At 73.1% G+C, this 21,684-nt stretch carries 18 protein-coding genes; 9 read left to right on the top strand and 9 right to left on the bottom strand.

What is annotated here, in order from left to right:
- Positions 1–2: 2 nt before the first annotated feature.
- Positions 3–2,069, top strand: coding sequence for a SpoIIE family protein phosphatase (locus ACZ3ZD_RS14085; RefSeq protein WP_467396436.1), 2,067 nt, complete (start codon positions 3–5; stop codon positions 2,067–2,069).
- A 57-nt stretch (positions 2,070–2,126) separates the two neighbouring features.
- Entirely contained in the window at positions 2,127–2,990 is an 864-nt protein-coding gene (locus ACZ3ZD_RS14080; RefSeq protein ID WP_467396434.1) for an Fpg/Nei family DNA glycosylase, read from the top strand.
- A 37-nt stretch (positions 2,991–3,027) separates the two neighbouring features.
- Here ACZ3ZD_RS14080 and ACZ3ZD_RS14075 read toward each other — a convergent pair whose 3' ends face one another.
- The 3 genes from ACZ3ZD_RS14075 to ACZ3ZD_RS14065 form a co-directional block, all read right to left on the bottom strand.
- Positions 3,028–3,684 (bottom strand): zf-HC2 domain-containing protein, encoded by a 657-nt coding sequence (locus ACZ3ZD_RS14075; RefSeq protein ID WP_467396432.1) that lies wholly within the window; start codon positions 3,682–3,684, stop codon positions 3,028–3,030.
- A gap of 150 nt (positions 3,685–3,834) precedes the next feature.
- Positions 3,835–4,347 (bottom strand): hypothetical protein, encoded by a 513-nt coding sequence (locus ACZ3ZD_RS14070; protein ID WP_467396430.1) that lies wholly within the window; start codon positions 4,345–4,347, stop codon positions 3,835–3,837.
- A gap of 140 nt (positions 4,348–4,487) precedes the next feature.
- Complete coding sequence (locus ACZ3ZD_RS14065; RefSeq protein WP_467396429.1) at positions 4,488–5,036, bottom strand: sigma-70 family RNA polymerase sigma factor; 549 nt, start codon at positions 5,034–5,036, stop codon at positions 4,488–4,490.
- Between the two features lie 218 nt (positions 5,037–5,254).
- Here ACZ3ZD_RS14065 and ACZ3ZD_RS14060 point away from each other — a divergent pair, with 218 nt between their 5' ends.
- Positions 5,255–6,403 carry a CapA family protein gene (locus tag ACZ3ZD_RS14060; RefSeq protein WP_467396427.1) on the top strand — a complete coding sequence of 383 codons (1,149 nt, stop codon included), beginning with the start codon at positions 5,255–5,257 and terminating at the stop codon, positions 6,401–6,403.
- Positions 6,404–6,431: 28 nt separating this feature from the next.
- Here the strand turns inward: ACZ3ZD_RS14060 and ACZ3ZD_RS14055 are convergent, their stop codons facing one another.
- Together ACZ3ZD_RS14055 and ACZ3ZD_RS14050 are read right to left on the bottom strand one after the other, a co-directional pair.
- Complete coding sequence (locus ACZ3ZD_RS14055) at positions 6,432–7,886, bottom strand: amino acid permease (RefSeq protein ID WP_467396426.1); 1,455 nt, start codon at positions 7,884–7,886, stop codon at positions 6,432–6,434.
- 131 nt (positions 7,887–8,017) lie between these two features.
- Complete coding sequence (locus tag ACZ3ZD_RS14050; RefSeq protein WP_467396424.1) at positions 8,018–8,494, bottom strand: universal stress protein; 477 nt, start codon at positions 8,492–8,494, stop codon at positions 8,018–8,020.
- 96 nt (positions 8,495–8,590) lie between these two features.
- Between ACZ3ZD_RS14050 and lysX the strand changes: the two genes are divergently transcribed.
- Both lysX and ACZ3ZD_RS14040 read left to right on the top strand, forming a co-directional pair.
- Complete coding sequence (lysX, locus tag ACZ3ZD_RS14045; RefSeq protein WP_467396422.1) at positions 8,591–11,869, top strand: bifunctional lysylphosphatidylglycerol synthetase/lysine--tRNA ligase LysX; 3,279 nt, start codon at positions 8,591–8,593, stop codon at positions 11,867–11,869.
- Between the two features lie 92 nt (positions 11,870–11,961).
- Entirely contained in the window at positions 11,962–12,798 is an 837-nt protein-coding gene (locus tag ACZ3ZD_RS14040; protein WP_467396420.1) for a polysaccharide deacetylase family protein, read from the top strand.
- Positions 12,799–12,837: 39 nt separating this feature from the next.
- On the opposite strand, the gene ACZ3ZD_RS14035 is transcribed toward ACZ3ZD_RS14040, so the two are convergent.
- Positions 12,838–13,509, bottom strand: a complete 672-nt coding sequence (locus tag ACZ3ZD_RS14035) for a class F sortase (RefSeq protein ID WP_467396418.1) — start codon at positions 13,507–13,509, stop codon at positions 12,838–12,840.
- 332 nt (positions 13,510–13,841) lie between these two features.
- On the opposite strand from ACZ3ZD_RS14035, the gene ACZ3ZD_RS14030 reads away from it, so the two are divergent.
- Positions 13,842–14,705: a hypothetical protein gene (locus ACZ3ZD_RS14030; protein WP_467396417.1), complete on the top strand. Its 864-nt coding sequence runs from the start codon at positions 13,842–13,844 to the stop codon at positions 14,703–14,705.
- A 166-nt stretch (positions 14,706–14,871) separates the two neighbouring features.
- Here ACZ3ZD_RS14030 and ACZ3ZD_RS14025 read toward each other — a convergent pair whose 3' ends face one another.
- Positions 14,872–15,636: a bestrophin-like domain gene (locus ACZ3ZD_RS14025; RefSeq protein ID WP_467396416.1), complete on the bottom strand. Its 765-nt coding sequence runs from the start codon at positions 15,634–15,636 to the stop codon at positions 14,872–14,874.
- A 33-nt stretch (positions 15,637–15,669) separates the two neighbouring features.
- Positions 15,670–15,798: a hypothetical protein gene (locus ACZ3ZD_RS14020; protein ID WP_467396415.1), complete on the bottom strand. Its 129-nt coding sequence runs from the start codon at positions 15,796–15,798 to the stop codon at positions 15,670–15,672.
- A gap of 778 nt (positions 15,799–16,576) precedes the next feature.
- On the opposite strand from ACZ3ZD_RS14020, the gene ACZ3ZD_RS14015 reads away from it, so the two are divergent.
- The 3 genes from ACZ3ZD_RS14015 (at position 16,577) to ACZ3ZD_RS14005 (ending at position 20,773) form a co-directional block, all read left to right on the top strand.
- Positions 16,577–17,542, top strand: a complete 966-nt coding sequence (locus ACZ3ZD_RS14015) for an SCO0930 family lipoprotein (protein WP_467396413.1) — start codon at positions 16,577–16,579, stop codon at positions 17,540–17,542.
- A 277-nt stretch (positions 17,543–17,819) separates the two neighbouring features.
- Positions 17,820–18,632, top strand: coding sequence for an SAM-dependent methyltransferase (locus ACZ3ZD_RS14010; protein ID WP_467396411.1), 813 nt, complete (start codon positions 17,820–17,822; stop codon positions 18,630–18,632).
- Complete coding sequence (locus ACZ3ZD_RS14005) at positions 18,629–20,773, top strand: putative bifunctional diguanylate cyclase/phosphodiesterase (RefSeq protein ID WP_467396409.1); 2,145 nt, start codon at positions 18,629–18,631, stop codon at positions 20,771–20,773. Before ACZ3ZD_RS14010 ends, ACZ3ZD_RS14005 begins: the two co-directional genes overlap by 4 nt.
- Here ACZ3ZD_RS14005 and ACZ3ZD_RS14000 read toward each other — a convergent pair.
- A complete protein-coding gene (locus ACZ3ZD_RS14000; protein ID WP_467396407.1) occupies positions 20,710–21,651 on the bottom strand; it encodes a LysR family transcriptional regulator in 942 nt (313 codons plus the stop codon). The two genes, ACZ3ZD_RS14005 and ACZ3ZD_RS14000, sit on opposite strands and share 64 nt — an antisense overlap.
- Positions 21,652–21,684: the final 33 nt, after the last annotated feature.

The raw sequence follows: 21,684 nt of genomic DNA, 5'->3' as shown, positions 1-21,684 counted from the left end.
CCATGGCCGATCGGGGAGCGAGCGCCCTGTCACTCCCGGAGGACTGGCCCGCTCACCCGGACCCGATCCTCGCGCTCAACCGCATGGGCAGTTTCGACTGGGACCTCGACACCGGTCTCGTCCACATGGACGCCCAGGCCTTCGAGGTGTTCGACCTGCGGCCCGACGAGTACGACGGGCGCCCGGAAACCCTCGCCGCGCGGGTGCCGCCGCCGGAGGCCGCCCGGCTGGACGCGGTCGTCGCCCGCGCGATCAAGGACGGCAGCGAGAACTACGGCACCTACTTCCGCCTCCGCCTGCGCGACGGCACCCTGCGCTGGACGCACACCCAGGGCTACATCCGGCGCGACGACACCGGCCGCCCGCGCCGGGTCGTAGGCATCGTCCGGGACGCCACCCGGGAACTCGCCGACAGCGCCGCCCGCAGCCTGCGCGCCGCCCAGGACGAGGCCTTCCGGCAGCAGACCAGCGTCGTCCAGGCCATCTCCGCCGCCCTCGCCCACGCCCGCAGCGTCCAGGACGTCATCGACGTCCTCAAGGACACCCACGGCGTCCGCCACGTGGGCGCGACCAGCCTGGTCATGGGCCTGGTGGAGGCCGGCCGGATCCGGCTGGTGGCCGAGGGGCCCGCGGGCGCCTCCGTCCCCGGCACCCGCATCACCCGGATCGACGAGCCGTACCCGATGAGCGAGGTCGTCCGCACCCTCAGCCCCCGGTTCATCGAGTCCCCGGAGGAGTTCGCCGCCGGCTACCCGATCCTCTGGCCGCACCTCACCGACCTGCGCATCACCTCGGCCGCCTATCTGCCCCTGATCGCCCAGGCCCGCCCGATCGGCGCGATGGGCCTGCTCTACGACGACCGGCGCGGCTTCTCCGCCGAGGAACGCGCCGTCCTGGTCGCCCTGGGCAGCAGCATCGCGCAGAGCCTCATGCGAGCCATGCTCTACGAACAGGAGAAGGACCTCGCCCAGGGCCTCCAGCAGGCCATGCTGCCCCGCACCATCCCCAGCGTCCGCGGCGCCGACATCGCGGTCCGCTACCGCTCGGCCGCCCTGGGCCGGGACATCGGCGGCGACTGGTACGACCTGATCCCGCTGCCGGGGGGCCGGGTCGGCGCGGTCATCGGCGACGTGCAGGGCCACGACACGCACGCGGCGGCCGTCATGGGCCAGCTGCGAATCGTGCTGCGCGCCTACGCCGCCGAGGGCCACACCCCGGCCACCGTGATGGCCCGCGCCTCCGTCTTCCTCCACGAACTCGACACCGACCGGTTCGCCACCTGCCTGTACGCCGAGGCCGACCTGTCCACCGGGGTCGTCCAGGTGGTCCGCGCCGGGCACCTCGACCCGCTGGTCCGGCACAGCGACGGCAGCTGCGCCCGGGTCACCGTCGAGGGCGGACTGCCGCTCGGCCTGTCCGCCGAGTTCGGCCGGCTGGAGTACCCGGTCGCCACCCTCGAACTCGATCCCGGGCACACCCTGCTGCTGTGCACCGACGGGCTCGTCGAACAGCCCGGCGCCGATCTCGACGACGGCATGCGCGCCCTGGCCGCGCTCGTCGCGGACGGCCCGGCCGAGGTGCGCGACCTCGCCGACCGGCTGATCCAGCTGGCCGAGGAACGGGGCGGCGACGACGACGTGGCCCTGCTCCTGCTGCGCCGCCGCGCCCCCGACACGCCGCCCGCGGGCGGCCGGCTCCGCCAGCATGTGGCGCCCGGCGACCCCGAAGCCCTCACCCAGGCCCGGCACATGATCCGCGCCGCGGTCCGCGCCTGGGGCGCCGGCGAACGCGCCTACGAGATCGAGCTGGCCGCCGACGAGCTGATCACCAACGCGCTGATGCACACCGAGGGCTCCGCGATCGTCACCCTGCGGGCCCTGTCCGGCGACGGCCGTCGGCTGCGCGTCGAGGTCGAGGACTCCTCCAGCGCGCTGCCCCGGCGCCGGGACGCCGGGGAGAGCCGGGTGTCCGGCCGCGGCCTGCTCCTCGTGGACCGGCTGGCCGACGCCTGGGGAGTGGAGGCGCGGGGCGGCGGCAAGGCCGTGTGGTGCGAGTTCCGGCTGCCGTGAGGCACCGGCCGGGCGCCACCGCGGGGCGTTGTCGGTGCCGGGTGGCACTCTGGACGTATGCCGGAACTGCCCGAGGTAGAAGCGCTGACGGACTTCCTCACCGAGCACCTGGTCGGCCGCCGGGTGGTACGGGTGCTGCCGGTCGCCGTCAGCGTCCTGAAGACGTACGACCCCCCGCTCACCGCCGTGGAGGGCGGCACGGTGACGGCCGTGCGCCGGCACGGCAAGTTCCTGGACATCGAGACGGACGGCGGGCCGCACCTGGTGGTCCATCTGGCCCGCGCGGGCTGGCTGCACTGGCGGGAGCAGCTCCCGGACGGCCCGCCGAAGCCCGGCAAGGGCCCGCTGGCGCTGCGCGTGGCGCTGGAGGGCGGCGAGGGCTTCGACCTGACCGAGGCCGGCACCCAGAAGCGGCTCGCCGTGTACGTCGTCCGCGACCCGCGGGAGGTCCCGGGCATCGCCCGCCTCGGCCCGGACCCGCTCGCCGCCGGCTTCGACGAGGACCGCTTCGCCGCCCTGCTCCGGGACGAACGGCGGCAGCTGAAGGGCGCCCTGCGCGACCAGTCGCTGATCGCGGGCGTCGGCAACGCCTACAGCGACGAGATCCTGCACGCGGCGAGGATGTCCCCGTTCAAGCTCGCCGCGTCCCTCACCCCGCAGGAGACCCACCGGCTGTACACGGCGCTGCGCGAGACGCTCACCGAGGCGGTGGAGCGCTCCCGTGGGGTGGCGGCCGGCCGGCTGAAGTCGGAGAAGAAGAGCGGCCTGCGCGTGCACGGCCGTACCGGCGAGCCCTGCCCGGTGTGCGGCGACACCATCCGCGAGGTCTCCTTCAGCGACTCCTCGCTCCAGTACTGCCCGACCTGCCAGACGGGAGGCAAGCCGCTGGCCGACCGCCGGCTGTCCCGCCTGCTGAAGTGAGGCCGGGCCGCGCGGGCTCGGAGGCCCCCGGGGCCCGTCACCGCGCCTCCACCGTGACCAGGCGCTCTCCCTGCGCCGTACGCACCTCGTAGCGCGCGATCTGGTCCGGGTGCAGGGCCGCTGCGCCCATCGTGGTGGTGGGCCGGGTGCCGTCGCCGGAAGCGGTCCAGCCGGCGACGACCTGCTCGCTGCCGTCGCGGCCGACCGCCACCAGCCGGCAGGTGTGCCGCCCGGAGCCGTCCCTGACCTCCAGCCGCAGGTCGCTGCCCCAGTCCTGGTCCGCGGAGGTGACCCGCGCCCACACCCCGGTGCGCGGATCGGTGGCCGCGGTGACCTGGGACGCGGCCGCCTCGGTCTGGCCGGAGAAGGCCACGATCCCCGGGCCGGCCACCGCCAGCACCACCGAGGCGGCCAGGCCGTACAGCAGTCGGCGGCGCCGCGCCCGGTGCCGCTGCGCCAGCTCGCCGAGCAGCCGGTCCAGCAGCCGGGGACCGGGCTGTGCCATGGGGTGCACGAAGCGCGGTGTGGCCCGGCGGTACAGCATCAACTGCCGGGTCGTGGGCCCGAATTCGGTCACGTGTGCCGCGCAGCGAGGGCACTCCATGAGGTGGTCCTCGAAGCGGAAGGCCTCCGCCTCGTTCAGCACGCCGAGCGCGTACGCGCCGACGTCACGATGCCGTTCCAGGGACCTCATGCCGAATCCTCGTGCCGATGGGTGTGGGTGGGGTTACTCCTTGCTCCCACCCGTACGCAGCCGACCGCCGAATCACTCAAGCCGCGCGGAGAATCGCGGCAGGAGATTCGGAGCGGCCCGGCCCGCGGATTGGTGTGAATTCCGATTGGTTCAGAAGAGGTGGATCGCCAGGTGCCCGAGGGGCAGTCCGAGCCGCCAGGCCGGGGTCCACACCTTCGGCCCGTCGTCCTCCCCGAACACCCCGCCGCCCGGCACCGCGTCCAGGTCCGGCGCGAGCAGCTCGGTCTCCTCCAGCCACCGCCAGGCGTCGGCGGCCAGCGCCAGATCGGGGTCCGGGGCGTCGGAGCCGGCCGCCCGCCGCGCCAGCTCGGCCATGCGCGCCCGCACCCAGTCCCGCCACGGCTGGTCGTAGGCGGTCAGCGAGAGCCAGTTCTCCAGCTGGGAGATCACCCGGATCCCGGACAGCTCTCCGTCGGTGTCGGACAGGAAGACGGTCAGCGCCAGCGCGTCCCGGCCGGCCCGGAACTCGAAGGACGTCGGCGGCATCAGATCGCCGGTGCGCAGCAGTTCGTCGGCGATGTACTCGGCGTACAACCAGGCCATGGGTACGGCCAGTTCACCGCCGTCGGTGCCGTCCGTGCTCTCGTGCCCTCTGTGCAGCATCCCGTCCTGCCTTCCTCCGGTGCGTGCGCGTCACCCGGCCCCCGGGACCGCCCCCGACCGGAACGCGGATGAGGACAGCCCATTGCCCGAACGGGGGCCACAGCAAGGCGCTTTACCGAGGTTTGACCAGGCTTCCGGTTTCACCGCAGGTCGGCCGTGTAACCGGGAAGGACCCGGCGCAGGGCGCGCAGCGCGTAGTACGCGCGGGATTTCACCGTACCGGGTGGGACGCCCAGGGTCTGCGCCGCTTCCGCCACACTGGCCCCGAGGAAGTACACGAGTACCAGGACGTCACGGTGCTCGGGCGTGAGTGTCTTCACAGCCTCCCGGACGTCGAGCGCCGCCGCGGCCCGCTCGGCGTGGTCGGCGGTCACCCGCGCGTTCTCCGGTACCTCGTCGCCGCTCTCGGGCGGCCGTGCCTGCCGGGCCCGCCGGGCGTCGATGGCGAGCCGCCGGGCCACGGTGAGCAGCCAGGGCCGTACCGAGTCGAAGCCGTCGGCGTGCAGTGCCTCGGGGTGCTGCCAGGCGCGCACCAGGGTCTCCTGCACGAGGTCCTCGGCGCGCTGCCGGTCCCCGTCGCAGAGCCGGTACAGCAGGGCGAACAGGGGGCCGCCGTGCTCGCGCTGGAGCGTGGCCAGCTCGTGCTCGGCGGTCGTCGTCCCGTGGGTGAGTGTGGTTCCGGCCGTCATGGCCCGTATCGCAGCGCAGGGCGCGGCCCGGCGGACAGGGGGCGGGGCCGGTCGTGCGGCGGACGGTCGATCGCGTCGGCGAACGGTCGGACGGACGGTACGCCGGGACACCGGACGGGCTAATGACACCACCCGGGCTGTTTATCCGGCACATCAGATTCATACCCATATGCCCGTCACGGCTTCGTCTGTATATACGACAATCTTGGGGTGAGTTGATGATCGGACGCAGACAGCAGGTGGCGCTGGCCCTGACCGCGGTCCTCGCGGCCGGGGCGGCCTGCCAGAACCAGAACCGGGAGACCGGCGCCCAGGGACACCCGGCGCCCGCCGCGCCCGGCGGCTTCACCCTCGTCGCCTCCGGGGACGTCCTGCCGCACACCTCCGTCATCGAACGGGCCGCCTACGACGCCGGTGGCAACGGCCACGACTTCCGCCCCATGCTGGCCGGCGTCGCGCCGGTCGTCTCCGGCGCCGACCTGGCGCTGTGTCACGTGGAGACCGTCTACGGCGCCGACGGCGACTACGCCGGCTACCCCGCCTTCAAGTCTCCGCCGCAGATCGCCGCGGGCCTCGCCGCGACCGGCTACGACGGCTGCTCCACCGCCTCCAACCGCGCCCTGGACGACGGCGCCGCCGGTATCCGGCGCACCCTGGACGCCATGGACAAGGCGGGGCTCCGGCACTCCGGCACGGCCCGCAGCGAGGCCGAGGCCCGCTCGGTCACCATGCTGCGGGCGGGCTCGGCCAAGGTCGCCCATCTGTCGTACACCTTCGGCACCAACGGCAACCCGATGCCACCCGGACAGCCCTGGGCGGTCAACCTGATCGACGCCGACCGGATGATCGCCGACGCCCGCGCGGCCCGGCGGGGCGGCGCCGACGTGGTCGTGCTCTCCGTGCACTGGGGCACCGAGTGGCAGGACGAACCGGACCGGCTCCAGCTCGGCCTCGCCCAGCGGCTCACCGCCTCGGCCACCGACGGCCACCCGGACATCGACCTGATCCTCGGCACCCACGCCCATGTCCCGCAGGCCTACGAGAAGGTCAACGGCACCTGGGTGGTCTACGGGATGGGCGACCAGATCGCCGGCGAGATGTACAACAGCGACGGCGTCCAGGACCCGCGCGGCAACGAGTCGACCCTCGCCCGCTTCACCTTCGCCCCGCCCGCCCGGCCGGGTCAGGCATGGCGGGTCACCAAGGCCGAGTTCGTCCCGCAGCTGTACGACCTCGACGCCGGCCGCGTCCTCGACCTCAACCACGCCATCGACCAGGGCGCCGAACTGGAGGCGGTGCGCGACCGCATCAGGGACGTCGTGCTCAGCCGGGGGGCCGCCCAGGACGGCCTGGTCATGGCGGAGTGATCAGCCCAGCGTGATCAGCCCCGTGTGATCAGCCCTGCCCGGCGGGCCGCCCGGTGGATCCCCCGGTGGACCCCCCGGTGGCCAGCGCCGAGCGCCGGTAGGAGTAGCCGAAGTAGATCCCGCAGCCGATCAGGAACCACACCGCGAACCGCACCCACGTCTGCCACTGCAGGAACGTGATCAGCCAGAGCGAGAACACGACACCCAGCGCGGGTACCACCGGCATCCCCGGCGTCCGGAAGGAACGCGGCAGCTCCGGCCGCCGGTAGCGCAGCACGATCACCGCCGCGCACACCACCACGAACGCCAGCAGGATGCCGATGTTGGTCAGCTCGGCCGCCTCGCCGATCGGCACCAGGCCGGCGATGGCGGCCGAGGCCACCCCGACGATCCACGTCACACGGGTCGGCACGTGCCGCGTCGGGTGCGTCCTGGCGAACCACCGGGGCAGCAGCCCGTCCCGGGACATCGAGAACCACACGCGGGTCACGCCCAGCATGAACGTGAACATCACCGTGAGGATGCCGATGATCGCGCCGACCGCGATCACGTCCGCCAGCGCGTTCAGTCCCACCGACTTGAACGCCGTCGAGAAGCCGCTCTCCTTGTCGATGTCCTTGTAGTTCTGCATGCCGGTCAGCACCAGGCAGGCCGCCACGTACAGCACCATCGAGATCACCAGGGAGTAGATGATCGCCTTCGGCATGTGCCGCAGGGCGTCCTTGGACTCCTCGGCCGCCGTCGACATCGCGTCGTAGCCGAACACCGCGAAGAACACCGTCGCGGCGCCCGTGAACGCCCCGCTGAGGCCGAACGGGAAGAACGGGGTGTAGTTGGCCGAGTCGATGTGCATCAGGCCCACGCCGATCACCAGCAGCACCACCAGCACCTTCAGCGCGACCACGAACGTCTCGAAGCGGGCCGCGCTGCGGATCCCCAGGTTCAGCAGCCACGCGATCAGCAGGCACAGGACGGCCGCGAACAGGTCGACCCGGTGCCCGGCGCCGGTGCCGGGCGCCCCCAGCATCCAGGCGGGCAGGTGCGCGCCCATCTGCTGCACCAGGAAGCCGAAGTAGCCGGAGATGCCGATGGCCACCACGGCCACGATCGCGGTGTACTCCAGCAGCAGGTCCCAGCCGATGAACCAGCCCGCGAACTCGCCGAGCACCGCGTACCCGTACGTGTAGGCCGAGCCCGCCTTCGGGATCAGCCCGGCGAACTCGGCGTACGACATCGCGGCGCACGCGCTCGCCACACCGGCGATCAGGAAGGACACCAGCACCGCGGGCCCCGCTGTGCCGTTCGCCACCGTGCCGGCCAGCGTGAAGACACCCGCGCCGATGATGCCGCCGACGCCGATGGCCGTCAGCTGCCACAGCCCCAGCGACTTGTCCAGACCGGTGCCCTCGCCGACCTCGGTCTCCTCGATGTGCTCGATGGGTTTGCGGCGGAGAATCCCCTCACCCGCACGGAGCTTGGCCATACGCCTCACCTCTTCGCCGACGGCAAACGGCTGACGGCGGATCATGATGGCTCAGCGCGGACCCGCAGGGAAGACGCCACGCACGGCGGCACCGCCCGCGGCCACCGGGGGCGCCGGGTGACCTTGGCGTCCTACGGCACGACCGTCACCGGCCAGCGGCCCGTCTTCACCAGGCGGACCGCCACCGAGCCGACGATCCGGTGGCCGGCCTGCTCCGAGGCGCCCACCACCACCGCGTCCGCCCGCAGCTCGTCCGCCGCCTTGACCAGCCCGCCGTACGGATCCCCGCGGAAGGTGTGGAACTCCCAGCGCACCTCGAATATCCCCTTGAGCCGCTCGGCGCCCGCCCGGATCTGCGCGACCAGGTCCTCGGCGATCTCGTCGGTGGTCTCCGCCACCGGCGCCCCGAGCGCCGCCCCGGCGGCGAGCACCGGCTGCACGTACACCACCGCCAGCAGCGCGTGCTGGCGCCGGGCCAGACCGGCCGCGTAGGCGGCGGCCCGCATCGAGGAGTCGGAGCCGTCCACGCCGACCACGATGACCTTCGGGCCGTCCGTGCCCCGCTCGAACCGGTGTGCGGGCGAGTGCCGCTCGTGCTGTTCCGTCACGGCCGTGAGGCTATCGGAACTCCTCCTTCCAGGACGCGGCGGCCACCCGGACCGCTCGACGGGCGAGCCGCCGCGCCGCTTCCTAGAGTCGGAACCATGACCGCCACCGCGGAGCCCGCCGCCGGCAGGGACGCCACGGCCCCGGCACGCCCGCCCGCCGGCCGGCGCCTCGGCTGGGTCCCGGAGGCCTTCGCGACCCTGTTCGCCGCCCTCGGCCTGCTGTGCGCCCTGCTCGCGGTCGTCTCCCCGCTGCGCGGCCCGCTCCGCCCGGTCGTCCGCACCCTCGACCTCCTCCTGGTCCCCATCAGCGCCAACCTCGCCTACGCCGTCTTCCTGTTCCTGCTGGCCGGCGCCACCGCCGCCCGCAAGAAGGTCGCCTGGTGGCTGGTCGTCGTCTATCTCGGCCTGCTCGTCCTCACCGACGCGCTCGGCGCGGCCGCCGGCCTGTACGCCGCGTCACTGCCGTCCCTCTGCCTGTGCGCACTGCTGCTGCTCCTGCTGGTCCTGGCCCGCCACGAGTTCTACGCCGCCTCCCGCCACGGTGCCGTCCGGCGGGCCCTGGCCGTGCTGCTGGCCGGGCTGGCCCTGGCGATCCTGCTCGGCTGGGGCCTGGTGCTGCTCTTCCCGGGCACGCTCCCGGCGGGCCAGCACCTGGCCTGGGCGGCCGACCGGGTGTGCGGCGGGCTGGTCTCGGCCGGCTCCTTCGGCGGCCGCCCCCCGCACGAGATCACCTTCCTGCTCGGCCTGTTCGGCGCCCTCGCCCTGCTCAACGCCGCCGCCACGCTGTTCCGCTCACAGCGCCTGGAGGCCGCCCTGCACGGCGACGAGGAGGCCCGCATCCGCGCCCTGCTCGGCGGGTACGGCGAGCGGGACTCCCTCGGCTACTTCGCCACCCGGCGCGACAAGGCCGTCGTCTTCTCGCCCAGCGGCAAGGCGGCCGTCACCTACCGCGTCGAGGCCGGCGTGTGCCTGGCCGGCGGGGACCCCGTCGGCGACCCGGAGGCCTGGCCGCACGCCATCGACGCATGGCTGGACGTGGCCCGCCGGCACGCCTGGGCGCCCGCGGTGATCGGCGCCTCCGAGGCCGGCGCCCGCGCCTATGCCCGCGCGGGCCTGGGCGCCCTCCAACTCGGCGACGAGGCCATCGTGCACGTGGCCTCCTTCGACCTGAAGGGCCGCGACATGCGCGTCACCCGGCAGGCCGTGCACCGGGTCCGCCGTACCGGAGCCGTCTGCCGCATCCGCCGCCACGCGAGCCTCACCGAACGCGAGATGGAGGAGATCGTCGGCAAGGCCGACGCCTGGCGGGACACCGAGACCGAACGCGGATTCTCCATGGCCCTGGACCGGCTCGGCGACCCCGCCGACGGCGACTGCCTGCTCGTCGAGGCCCTCGGCGAGGACGGCCGGCTGCTCGCCCTGCTCTCCTTCGTGCCCTGGGGCCGCCACGGGGTCTCCCTGGACCTGATGCGCCGCGACCGGGCCGCGCCCAACGGCGTCATGGAGTTCATGGTCGCCGAACTGTGCGCCGCCGCGCCGAAACTGGGCGTGCGCCGCGTCTCGCTGAACTTCGCCGTCTTCCGCTCGGTCTTCGAGGAGGGCGCCCGCATCGGCGCCGGACCGGTCCTGCGGCTCTGGCGCCGGCTGCTGCTGTTCTTCTCCCGCTGGTGGCAACTGGAGGCGCTGTACCGCTCCAACGCCAAGTACCGCCCCGAGTGGTACCCGCGCTTCCTCTGCTACGGCGACACCGGCTCCCTCGCCCGCATCGGCATCGCCTCCGGCATCGCCGAGGGCTTCGTCTCCGTACCCAGCCTGCGCACACTCTGGGGAAAGGGGCACCCGGGGACCGGACGGCGGCCCGCCACCGCGGTGCTCCCTCCGTCCGCGCCGGCGCTCGGCCCCGACGGAGGGGACCGGACCGGGCCCGCCGCCCCGGACGCGGACCTGCCCGACCAGGTCCGCGTCCGGTACCGCACCCTCGACCGGCTGCGCGCCACCGGCACCGACCCCTACCCGGTCGGCGTCCCCGCCCCGACCCACGCCCTCGCCGACGTCACCCCCGGCACGGACGTCACCGTCGCCGGACGCGTCCTGTTCGTCCGTGACTTCGGCGGCATCGTCTTCGCCGTGCTGCGCGACTGGTCCGGCGACCACCAGATCGCCCTCACCCGCGACGGCTCGGGTCCGGACCTCGACCGCTTCACCGCCGGCACCGACATCGGCGACCACATCACCGTCACCGGCCGCGCCGGCCTGTCCGACAAGGGCGAACCCACCGTCTTCGGCACCTCCTGGCAGCTCACCGGCAAGTGCCTGCACCCGCTGCCCGACAAGCGCCGCGGCCTGACCGACCCCGAGGCCAGGGTCCGCCGCCGCCACCTGGACCTGATCACCAGCCCCGACGCCCGCGCCGTCCTCCGCGTCCGCTCCGCCGCCGTACAGGCCCTGCGCCGGCAACTGCTGGACCGCGGCTACCTGGAGGTCGAGACCCCGGTGCTCCAGCAGATCCACGGCGGCGCCAACGCCCGCCCCTTCACCACCCACATCAACGCCTACGACCTCGACCTGTACCTGCGCATCGCCCCCGAGCTGTACCTCAAGCGGCTGTGCGTCGGCGGCCTGGAGAAGGTCTTCGAGCTGGGCCGCACCTTCCGCAACGAGGGCGTCTCCCACAAGCACAACCCCGAGTTCACGATGCTGGAGGCCTACCAGGCCCACGCCGACTACGACGTCATGCTCGACCTCGCCCGCGAACTGGTGCAGGCCGCGGCGACCGCCGCGTTCGGCTCCCCGGTGGCCCGCAAGGACGGCGCGGAGTACGACATTTCCGGGACCTGGCCGGTCAGGACCGTCCACGGGGCGATCTCCGAGGCCGTCGGGGAGGAGATCGGCCCCGGCACCGAACTGCTGCGGCTGCACCGGCTGTGCGACCGCACCGGGGTGCCGTACACCGCCGACGACGGACCCGGTGACGTGGTGCTGGAGATGTACGAGCGGCTGGTCGAGCACCGGACCGGACCGCCCACCTTCTACAAGGACTTCCCGACCGGCGTCTCCCCGCTGGCCCGGCAGCACCGCACCGACCCCCGGCTCGCCGAGCGCTGGGACCTCGTCGCCTTCGGCACCGAACTCGGCACCGGCTACTCGGAGCTGACGGACCCCGTCGAACAACGCCGCCGGCTCACCGAGCAGTCGCTGCTGGCCGCCGGCGGCGACCCGGAGGCCATGGAACTGGACGAGGACTTCCTCCAGGCCCTCGCCTACGCCATGCCCCCGACCGGCGGCCTCGGCCTCGGCGTGGACCGGATCGTCATGTTCCTCACCGGTCTGACGATCCGTGAGACGCTGCCCTTCCCGCTCGTGCGCCGGCGCTGAACCCCCTGTCCGCTGGGCCGGACGGGTGAATTCCGGCCGCCGCACCGGTGCCGTTGTGGTGCGCCGGAGTCCGGCGGGGCGACTGATGAGTCATGCAGAAGGATCAACTGTTCACGCGGCGCCGGATGCTCCTCGCCGGCGGCGCCGCCCTCGGAGCCGCGGCCACCGCCGGAGCCGTCCTGGCGAGCAGCGCCGGGGAGGCCGTCCGGACCACCACGGCGCCGGCCGCCGGACCCCAGGCCCGCCCGGCCCTGGGACCCTCCGCCTTCCGGCTCCAGCCGCTCACCGGAGACGGTCCGCCGCGCGCCGCGCCCCGCAAGCTCAAGGTCCGCGACGAACCCATCCTGCGCATCTCCGGACGCGGCCGGCGCATGATGCTGACCTTCGACGACGGCCCGAACCCCGAGTACACCCCGCACATCCTGGACACCCTCGCCAAGTACCGGGTACGCGCGATGTTCTTCGTGTGCGGCGAGTGCGTCGTGGAGAACAAGGAGCTGCTGGCCCGGATGGCCGACGAGGGCCATGTCGTCGGCAACCACACCTGGACCCACCCGCTGCTGACGGAGCTGACCCGCCGGGAGATCCGCTCCGAGATGGCGAGCACCAGCGACGCCATCGAGGACGCCTACGGCGAGCGCCCGCAGTGGTTCCGCGCGCCCTACGGCGCCTGGAACCGCGCCACGTTCCAGCTGGGCGCCCAGATGGGCATGGAGCCGATGGCCTGGACGGTGGACACCACCGACTGGATGGAGCCGGGCACCGACACCATCGTGGACCGGGTGGAGAGCGGCGCCGCCCCCGGGGTCGTGGTGCTCTCCCACGACGCCGGGGGCGACCGCTCGCAGACCGTCCAGGGGATCCGGGAGTGGCTGCCCTACCTGATCGACTCCGGCTACCACCTCACCGTGCCGCCCCGGCGCACCTGACGGCTTGAGGACCCCGATCTCCCGCCGGGCCGCGGCGGTTCACATGACCGCGGCCAGGCGGGCGAAGACGACGACGTTCCCCTCGTAGCCGTTCTGCTTAGAGAAGCCGCCCCCGCAGGTGATGACCCTGAGTTCCGGGGTGCCCTTCGAGCCGTACACGCGGTCGCCGGGGAAGTTGGCCTTCGCGAAGACCTCGACACCGTAGATCTCGAACACCGCGGTCCTGCCGTCCTGGCGCAGGACCTCGATCTGGTTGCCCTTCTTCAGCGCCCCGAGGCCGTAGAACACGGCGGGGCCCTGCTTGTTGTCGACGTGTCCGACGATGACCGCGGTGCCCTTCTCACCCGGGGACACCGCGCCGGTGAACCAGCCGGCCAGGCCCGGGTTCTCCGGCGGCGGCGCGGCGACCCAGCCGTCCGTGTCCAGCCCGACCTGGACGACGGGCGCGTCCACCCGGATCGCCGGGATGCGGACCCGCTGCACGGGGGAGAACGCCAGCGCGGTGGGCGCGGGCGCGAAGGTGCCCAGGGTGGCGCGGCTGTCCGGGGCCGCCGCCGAGGCGGGCTGCGGCGGGCCGACGTCGAACTCCCCGGAACCGTTGCGGATCAGGGCCAGGCCGGTCAGCAGAACAAGCGCTATCACGCCCCAGGGGGCACGCTTCCTCCGCCGCTCCTCCTCTTCGGCCAGTGCGGCCAGCTTGGACGCAGACATTCGCCATCCCCTCTCGACACGGTCGCCGCCACGCCCGTCGCGCATGGGAAAACGCTAAGTCCCGCGCGGGCGGCGGGCGACGGGGCGATCGGCGAACGGGTGGCCGCCCGCGCGCCCGGTGCGCCATCCGAGTTGCCGTTCCCAGGAATTTTCTGACGGTCTGTGACCTGCGGCAATATCGGATTGTGTGGTTGTCCGACGGCGTGTCGGATCACCAGGACGGACCATTCTCGACATGCGGGCGTGTTCCGCGCGTCCGAGGGTCTGTACGGGAGGTGATTTCTCGCCGATCCACCGGGGACGGGACCCGGTGACCTCCCGCGGAGGAACACATGCGCAACCAACGTGCCCTGGCGGCGGCGTGCACCACGGTCGCCGTGCTCGGGCTCGCCGCCCCCGTGGCTGTCGCGGACGGCATGGGCAACGGGGGCGGTCCGAGCAGCACCGACAACACCACCGTCATCGTCCCCGGCACCGGCAACATCGGCACCTTCAGCGGGGGCGGCGTCCTCCCCGGCACCGGCAACGTGGGCGGCAACGGCCACGCCAACGGGAACGGCAACTTCAACGGAAACGGCAACTTCAACGGAAACGGCAACTTCAACGGAAACGGACGCGAGAACTTCGGCAACGGCCGAGGGGGCGAGGGCAACAACGGCCGCGGGGGCGAGGGCAACAGGGGTGAGGGCAACAACGGCCGGGGTGGTGAGGGCGGCGAAAACGGGCGCGGCGACAACGGGCGCGGGGACCACGGGGACGAGTTCGGCGGGGGCGGGGGCGGGGGCCGGGGTGACGGCATCGGCAACTCCCGCGACATCTTCGTCACGCCCGACATCGTGCCCGCCGGCGGCCGCGTCACCATCATCGTCAACGGCTGCCGCAGCGGCACGGCCAGCTCCGACGCCTTCGGTGTCACCCGGCTGGAGTCGTTCCGCGACGACACCGCGCGGGGAGTCGCCACCGTCGACCGCGAGGCCCGCCGAGGCCGCTACTCCGTGACCGTCCGCTGCGACGGCCGCACCATGACCCGCCGGGACGCCTTCACCGTGATCGGCGGTGTCAACGGCGGTCTGGGCGGCAGCAGGACCACCGGCGCGACACCCACCGACATGGCCATCGGCGGCGGACTGGTGGCCTCTGCGGTGATCGGCGGGGGCGCCTTCTGGCTGCGCCGCCGGCACGAGAGGCGCGTCTGAGTCCCTGGTGCGCCGCCCAGGCCACCGGATCCGTCCCCGTCCCCCTGCCCCCGTCCCCTCCCCGAGCCACGCACGTCGACAGGCCTTCGCCCCCGCTTCCTTCAGGAAGCAAGGGCGAAGGCCTGTCGTGGCCGTTCGCGACCGTCGTGCCGGCCGGGTGGACGGGTTAGCCGCCGAGGCCCGGGAACAGGCTGAGGAACGGCTGTGCGGTGACCGCGATACCGCGGCTGTAGGGCGCGTCGAAGTCCCAGATGAGGAACAGCATGAAGGCGATGGTCGCGGAGAACAGCCCGGCCAGGACCAACTCCCTCCGGGTGCGCCGGATCTGGAGCGCGAAGACCATGCCGATGGTGATCAGCGCCCCGGTGATCAGCCCCCACCACACCACCGGCGGCATGGTGGCCCCGGTGGCGTCGGCCCGCGCGTTGCGTGCCTGGTCGGCGGTGGCCAGCTGGTCCAGCAGCGGCTGGTAGGCCTGCGCCTCGAAGTCGCTGCGCGGCTGGTAGTCGGTGACGTCCGCCCGTACCGTCTGCAGCAGTTCGGTGCCGCGGTCCGTGACCTTCTCCTTGTCCGCCATGGTCCGCCACTCGGTGTGGACGACATACCCCACGTAGGCGTCCACGTCGGTGCGGATGCGGTCGCGGACGTCCGGCGGGTAGACCCGGACCCGCTCCGAGATCTCGTGCAGCGCCTGGGCCTCGGTCTGGACATAGCCCTGGGCGGAGTTGCGGGCCTCCCAGACGCCCGCGATGGCGAGCCCCAGCACGATGGCGTAGATGACGCCGATCCACATCGTCATGTACTCGATGACGTCCGGGGTCTCGTTCGGATCCTCGTCCTCGGGGGCCGCCCGGTGCCGTAGCAGCGTGATGACGACCACCACGGCGCAGGCCGCCAGCATCGCGAGGATGAGAACAAGCCAATCCGACAACTGGTGCCTCCAGAAGTGAGCGGGGCCGGCGCGTCAGCGCGGGCGCAGCGCCGCGACGGCGACGATCGCGGGGACGGTGATGAGCAGGACGTAGGTGACGGGTGTGGTGTGGCCGCGGGGGTGGTGGCTGACGGCGTGCGGGTGGTACGCGGGGTAGCTCACCGGGGTCACCGAAGGCCGCGGGGTGGGCTTGGGTGTCGGCCTGGGCTTCGGCTTGGGGGCCGGCTTGGGCGTGGGGACCGGCTCGGGTGCCGGCGGGGGCGTCGGCCGGGGCGCCGGGGGAGCGGGTGGTGCGGGAGCGGGCCTGGGCGGCCGCGGCTTGGGCGTCGGTTTCGGCGTTGGCTTGGGCGTCGGCTTGGGGGTGGGCGTTGGTGTCGGCGGAGGCGGAGGCGGAGGCGGAGGCGGCGTGGGGGTGGGTGTCGGGGTCGGTGTCGGCGTCGGTGTCGGCGGGCACGGAGGGGGCGGCTTCGGGCAGGGCGGGTCGGGCCAGTGGTGGCCGCCGGCGTAGGCCACGGCCACCGTGCCGTCCGGGCCCGTCGAGGCGTACGCGCAGGCGTCGGCCGACGCGCTGCTCGTCGGACAGCCCACCAGCGCCCACGTCAGCGTCACGAGCGCCAACACCCTGGTGGTGGGCGCACGTCGGGTCACTTCGGGTGCATGCACGACGGAGATCATGAGGCGCCTCCGGCCGCCGTACCCCACAGTCCGTCGAGATTGCTCCGAAAGAGGGAGATGGGGCGGTCGCAGGTTTGAGGGACCGAAGCGCCCGTGTCGCACCGCTCTGTCCCGGTGTGCGCACCGGCGGCTCCCCGGGCGCCTCACGGCTTCCCGGAAGAAATTCCGCCCGCCGTTGAACACGGCGGCCCCCCGGCCGCGTACCCATGGCCGTGCGGCGGCGCAGCAGGCGCTGCAATATCCAGGCGATATGGGGAGTTTGACGATGAAGACCTCCTGGCGGACCGCCTCACTGGTGGCCACAGCCGCTTCGGTGCTGGCGCTGACGACGGCGTGCGGTCAGGACAACGCCACCGCCCCCGCGTCGGCGGCCCAGAACGTCGGGGCCACCGCCCCGGCCGGCGACTACGGCAATCCGGGCGCCGGCACCGCGACCGGCGCGGGCAACGGATACGGCGCCGACGGCAGCACGACCTCCGCCTCCCCGGCCCCGGCCGTCCCCGCGGGCAAGCTCACCGTGGCCACCAACCCGGACCTGGGGAACGTGCTCACCGACGGGTCCGGCCTCACCCTCTACCGGTTCGACAAGGACACCGCCAACCCGCCCAAGTCCAACTGCGACGGCGACTGCGCCACCACCTGGCCGCCCGTCCCCGCCGACGACGCCACCGCCGGCGCCGGCATCGACAAGGCGCTGCTCGGCGAGGTCACCCGCGCCGACGGCAGCAAGCAGCTCACCATCGGCGGCTGGCCCGCCTACCGCTACGCCAAGGACGTCAACGCCGGTGACGTCAACGGCCAGGGCGTGGGCGGCAAGTGGTACGCGCTCGCCCCCAACGGCAAGAAGGCCACGCTGTCCGCCCTGCCCGGCCTGTCCGTCCGCAAGGACCCCAAGCTCGGCGACATCATCGTCGACAAGAACGGCATGACGGTCTACCGCTTCCTGAAGGACCAGGCCTGGCCCAAGTCCGTCTCGAACTGCACCGGGGCCTGCCTGGAGAAGTGGCCGGCCGTCGGCCCGGTCAAGGCCGACGACACCGAGGGCGTGAAGAAGAAGGGCCTGATGCCGTTCACCCGGCCCGACGGGGTCAAGCAGATGAGCGTCAACTGCTGGCCCATCTACACCTTCTCCGGGGACAAGGCCCCGGGCGACACCAACGGTCAGGGCGTGGGCGGCACGTGGTACGCCGTCTCGCCCGACGGCAAGCCGGTCGGCGCGCCGGGCAAGTAGATCACCTCCCCAGGGTCGATCGTCCCGCCCGCCCTGGCGCACGGCCGCAGATCCGCCCCCTCCGCACCGCACGGAGGGGGCGGATCGTTGTGCGCGCAGGCGCGCGCACCGGGCCGGTCAGCCGTCACACAGCGGGGTCATACGGGCACTTCCCGCAGGCAGTGACCGGGAACGGACGGTCAATTTCCGGTTCAGGTCGCCCGTTTGGCGGGCGATCAGTAGCCTCAGCTCGAACACCGGATCGCCCGTTCCCGTCGTCTACGCCTTGGAGTGATACATGGAGCGCCCCGCCTGGGCCCCCCGGAGCATCGACATCTCGGTGCCGAGCGTCTCACGGATCTACGACTACTACCTGGGCGGTTCGCACAACTTCGAGGTGGACCGCGAAGCGGCCCGCAAGGCCATGGAGTTCCTGCCGGGACTGCCGAAGACCATGCAGGCCAACCGGGCGTTCATGCGCCGGGCCGTGCGGTACGCGGCCGGGGAGGGCATCACCCAGTTCCTCGACATAGGCTCGGGCATCCCGACCTTCGGCAACGTCCACGAGGTGGCGCAGGCGGCCGCGCCGGGCGCCCGCGTGGTCTACGTCGACCACGACCCGGTGGCGGTCGCCCACAGCGAGGCGGTGCTGGCGGGCAACGACGACGCCGACGTCATCGCGGCGGACCTGCGCAAGCCCCAGGAGATCCTGACCAGCCCCCGACTGGACCGCCTGATCGACCTGAACCGGCCAGTGGCTCTCCTCCTCGTTGCCATACTGCACTTCGTGGAAGACGCGGACGACCCGTACGGTGCGGTGGCCGAGCTGCGCGAGGCGCTCGCGCCCGGCAGCCTGCTGATCCTCACCCATGCCTCGTACGAGGGAATCCCGCTGCCCGCCGAGCGGGCCGAGGGCGCGGTGGACGTGTACAAGGACATTCGCAACCCGCTGATCATGCGCTCGCGTGACGAGATCGCGCGGTTCTTCGAGGGGTACGACATGGTGGAACCCGGGCTGGTGCCGATGCCGCACTGGCGCCCCGAATCGGCGCCGGAGGACGAGGACCCGTACGCCTTCTCCGGATTCGCCGGCGTGGGGCGTACGGCGTGAGCGCGGAACCGGACGAGCCGGAGGGCAGACTGCGCCGGCTCACGACGATCTGGAGCCGGGCACTGTTCCCGGTGACCTCGACGTCCCTCACCCGCGCCGAGTTCGAGGAGCAACTCCTGCCGCTTGCCCGCAGGTTGAGCGAGCTGCTGCGTGCCCGCAGCTTCGACGCGGACGCGGCGAAGGCCGTGGGCGCCGCCCTGGTCGAGGCGCACTGCACCGACCCCGAGGCGCTCGCCCGCACCCTGGACTGCGTCGACGCCTACCTGGTCCTGTACTGCGGCGAGGACGGCCCGCAGGACGAACTGCGCATGCGTTCCTCGCGGTTGCAGCACGCGATGGCCGGCGGCTACGCCCAGGCGCTGCGCGAGCGCACCCTCGCCGAGCAGGAGTCCATCGCCCAGGCCGCGTTGCGGGCCCAGGGCGTGGTGGCCCAGGCGTTGCACGCGAGCGAGGCCCGGTTCCGCGCGGTCTTCGAGGGGGCCGCGATAGGGATCGGCATCGCCGACCTCGACGGAAACGTCCTCCAGGTCAACCAGGCGCTGCTGCGCATGTTCGGCCTCTCCGAGCAGACCCTGCGCGGCCGCCGCGTCCAGGACTGGGTGCACCCCGAGGACGCCCCGCAGACCTGGCGGCTCTACGACGAACTCGTGCGCGGCGCACGCGAGCACTACCACCTGGAGAAGGCCTTCAACCGCCCCGACGGCACGGTCCTGTGGACCAACCTGACGGTCTCCCTGCTCCGCGACGCCGACGGCGACCCGCAGTACCAGCTCGCCCTGATGGAGGACACCACCGAGCGCCGGCTGCTCAACCTCCGGCTGCGCTACGAGGCCACGCACGACGCCCTCACCGGCCTGCCCAACCGCACCCTGTTCTTCGAACGCCTGGAGAAGGCGCTGGCCGCGGGCGACGGCCAGCGCTTCGGCCTGTGCTACCTGGACCTGGACGGCTTCAAGACCGTCAACGACAGCCTCGGTCACGCGGCCGGCGACCGGCTGCTGGTCGAGGTCGCCGACCGGCTCCAGTCCTGCGCGACCGCGCCCGGCGAGATGGTCGCCCGGCTCGGCGGCGACGAGTTCGTGGCCCTCACCACCGGTCCGGGCACCGAGCGCACGGTGGACGAACTCGCCGAGCGCATCATGAGCGCGCTGGTCACCCCGATCAGCATCGACGGCCGCGACCTCCTGGTCCGGGGCAGCCTCGGCATCGTCGAGGGCCCGGCCGGCGAACGCACGGCCGCCGAGGTCCTGCGCAGCGCGGACATCACCATGTACCGGGCGAAGTCGGCCGGCGGCAACCGCTCGGAACTCGCCGACCCGGAGGCCGACGCCCGCGCCATCACCCGGCACGGCCTGACCACGGCCCTGCCGACCGCCCTGGAACGCGGCGAGTTCTTCATCGAGTACCAGCCGCTCGTCCACCTCGGCGACGGCAGTGTGCGCGGCGCCGAGGCCCTGGTGCGCTGGCTGCACCCGCAGCACGGGGTCCTCGGCCCCGACCGGTTCATCCCGCTCGCCGAGCACACCGGTCTGATCGTGCCGCTCGGCCGCTGGGTCCTGGAGGAGTCGATCCGCCAGGCCCGCGCCTGGCGTGAACGCTACGGCGAACAGACCTCCGCCGGCCCGCTGCGCATCAACGTCAACCTGTCCCCGTGCCAGCTCAGCCACCCCGGCCTGGTGCAGGACACGGTCGACATCCTCGAACGCTCCGGCGTCACCCCGGACGCCCTCTGCCTGGAGGTCACCGAGTCCGCGCTCATCGGCGCCGACGACGACCTGCTCAAACCCCTGCGCCGGCTGGCCGAGATGGGCGTCGACATCGCGCTGGACGACTTCGGCACCGGCTACTCCAACCTCGCCAACCTGCGTCGGCTCCCGGTGAGCGTCCTCAAGCTCGACCGCTCCTTCACCCAGAGCATGCAGCGGTTCCCGGCCGACCCCGTGGACCTGAAGATCGTGGAGGGCATCGTCTCCCTCGCCCACAGCCTCGACCTGGCGGTCACGGTCGAGGGCGTGGAGACCGGCGCCCAGGCCGAGCAGCTGCGGATACTGGGCTGCGACACGGCCCAGGGCTGGTACTACGCCCGCCCGGGCCCGCCGGAGAGGCTCCAGGACCTGGCCCTGGTCGACGCGACGGGCTGAGCGGCCGGGGCGGCGCCGTCGCCCTCCACGCCCCCTGCCCCTTCCCGTTCCCGGGCGGCCGCGGCCACGGCGGTGGCCGCCCGGACGAGTGCCGCGGTGGCCGTGGAGCGGGACTGCTGCGGCCAGGCGACCGCCAGCAGGGAGGGCGGTGCGTCCGGTACGGCCCGGTAGACGACGCCCGGCCGCGGATAGCGGTCGCCCACGGACGCCGGCAGCACGGTGACCAGCTCGCCCAGGGCGACGCGGGTGAGCAGCTGGGCGAGGTCGCGGCCGCCGTGCCGCATCTCCTCAAGGAACCGGTGCAGGTCCCCGGCGCGCAGCCCGAGGTCGGCGAGCAGGACGTGGTCACGGGCGGCCAGCGGATGGGCCGCGCCGAGCGCCGCGACCCGCGGCTCGGCGAGCAGGGTCTCGCTGTCCAGGCCGGTGCGGTCGAAGGGTTCGTGGACGAGTGCGGCGTCGGCCTCCCCGCGCCGCAGCAGCCCCGGCTGCTCCTGCCAGCCGCACAGCCGGACCGTCACCGGCAGGGCGGCGGGGTCGGCGGCGAAGCGCTCCAGGACCGGCTCCAGCAGTCCCGCGTCGCCGTCGGCCTTGACCGCCAGGACGAGCTGCCGGTCCGGGCCGCCTGCGCGCCGGGCCCGCCGGCCGGCCGCCTCCAGGGCGTCCAGCGCGAACCGGGCCTCGCCGAGGAGCACCTCGCCGGCCCGGGTCAGGGCGACGCTGTGCGTGGTCCGCTCGAAGAGGGTGACCCCGAGGTCCGCCTCCAGCCGGCGGATCGCCCGGGACAGGGGCGGGGCGGAGATGCCCAGCCGTTCGGCCGCGCGGGCGAAGTTGAGTTCCTCGGCGACGGCGACGAAATAGCGCAGCGGGCGGGACTCCATGGGGGTCGCCTCCTTCGGTATTGCCCTGAGGGT

The sequence above is a fragment of the Streptomyces sp. NPDC023481 genome, assembly GCF_055560195.1.
Note: the sequence above shows the minus strand (reverse complement) of the source record. Positions and strands in the feature narration are given on the sequence as shown.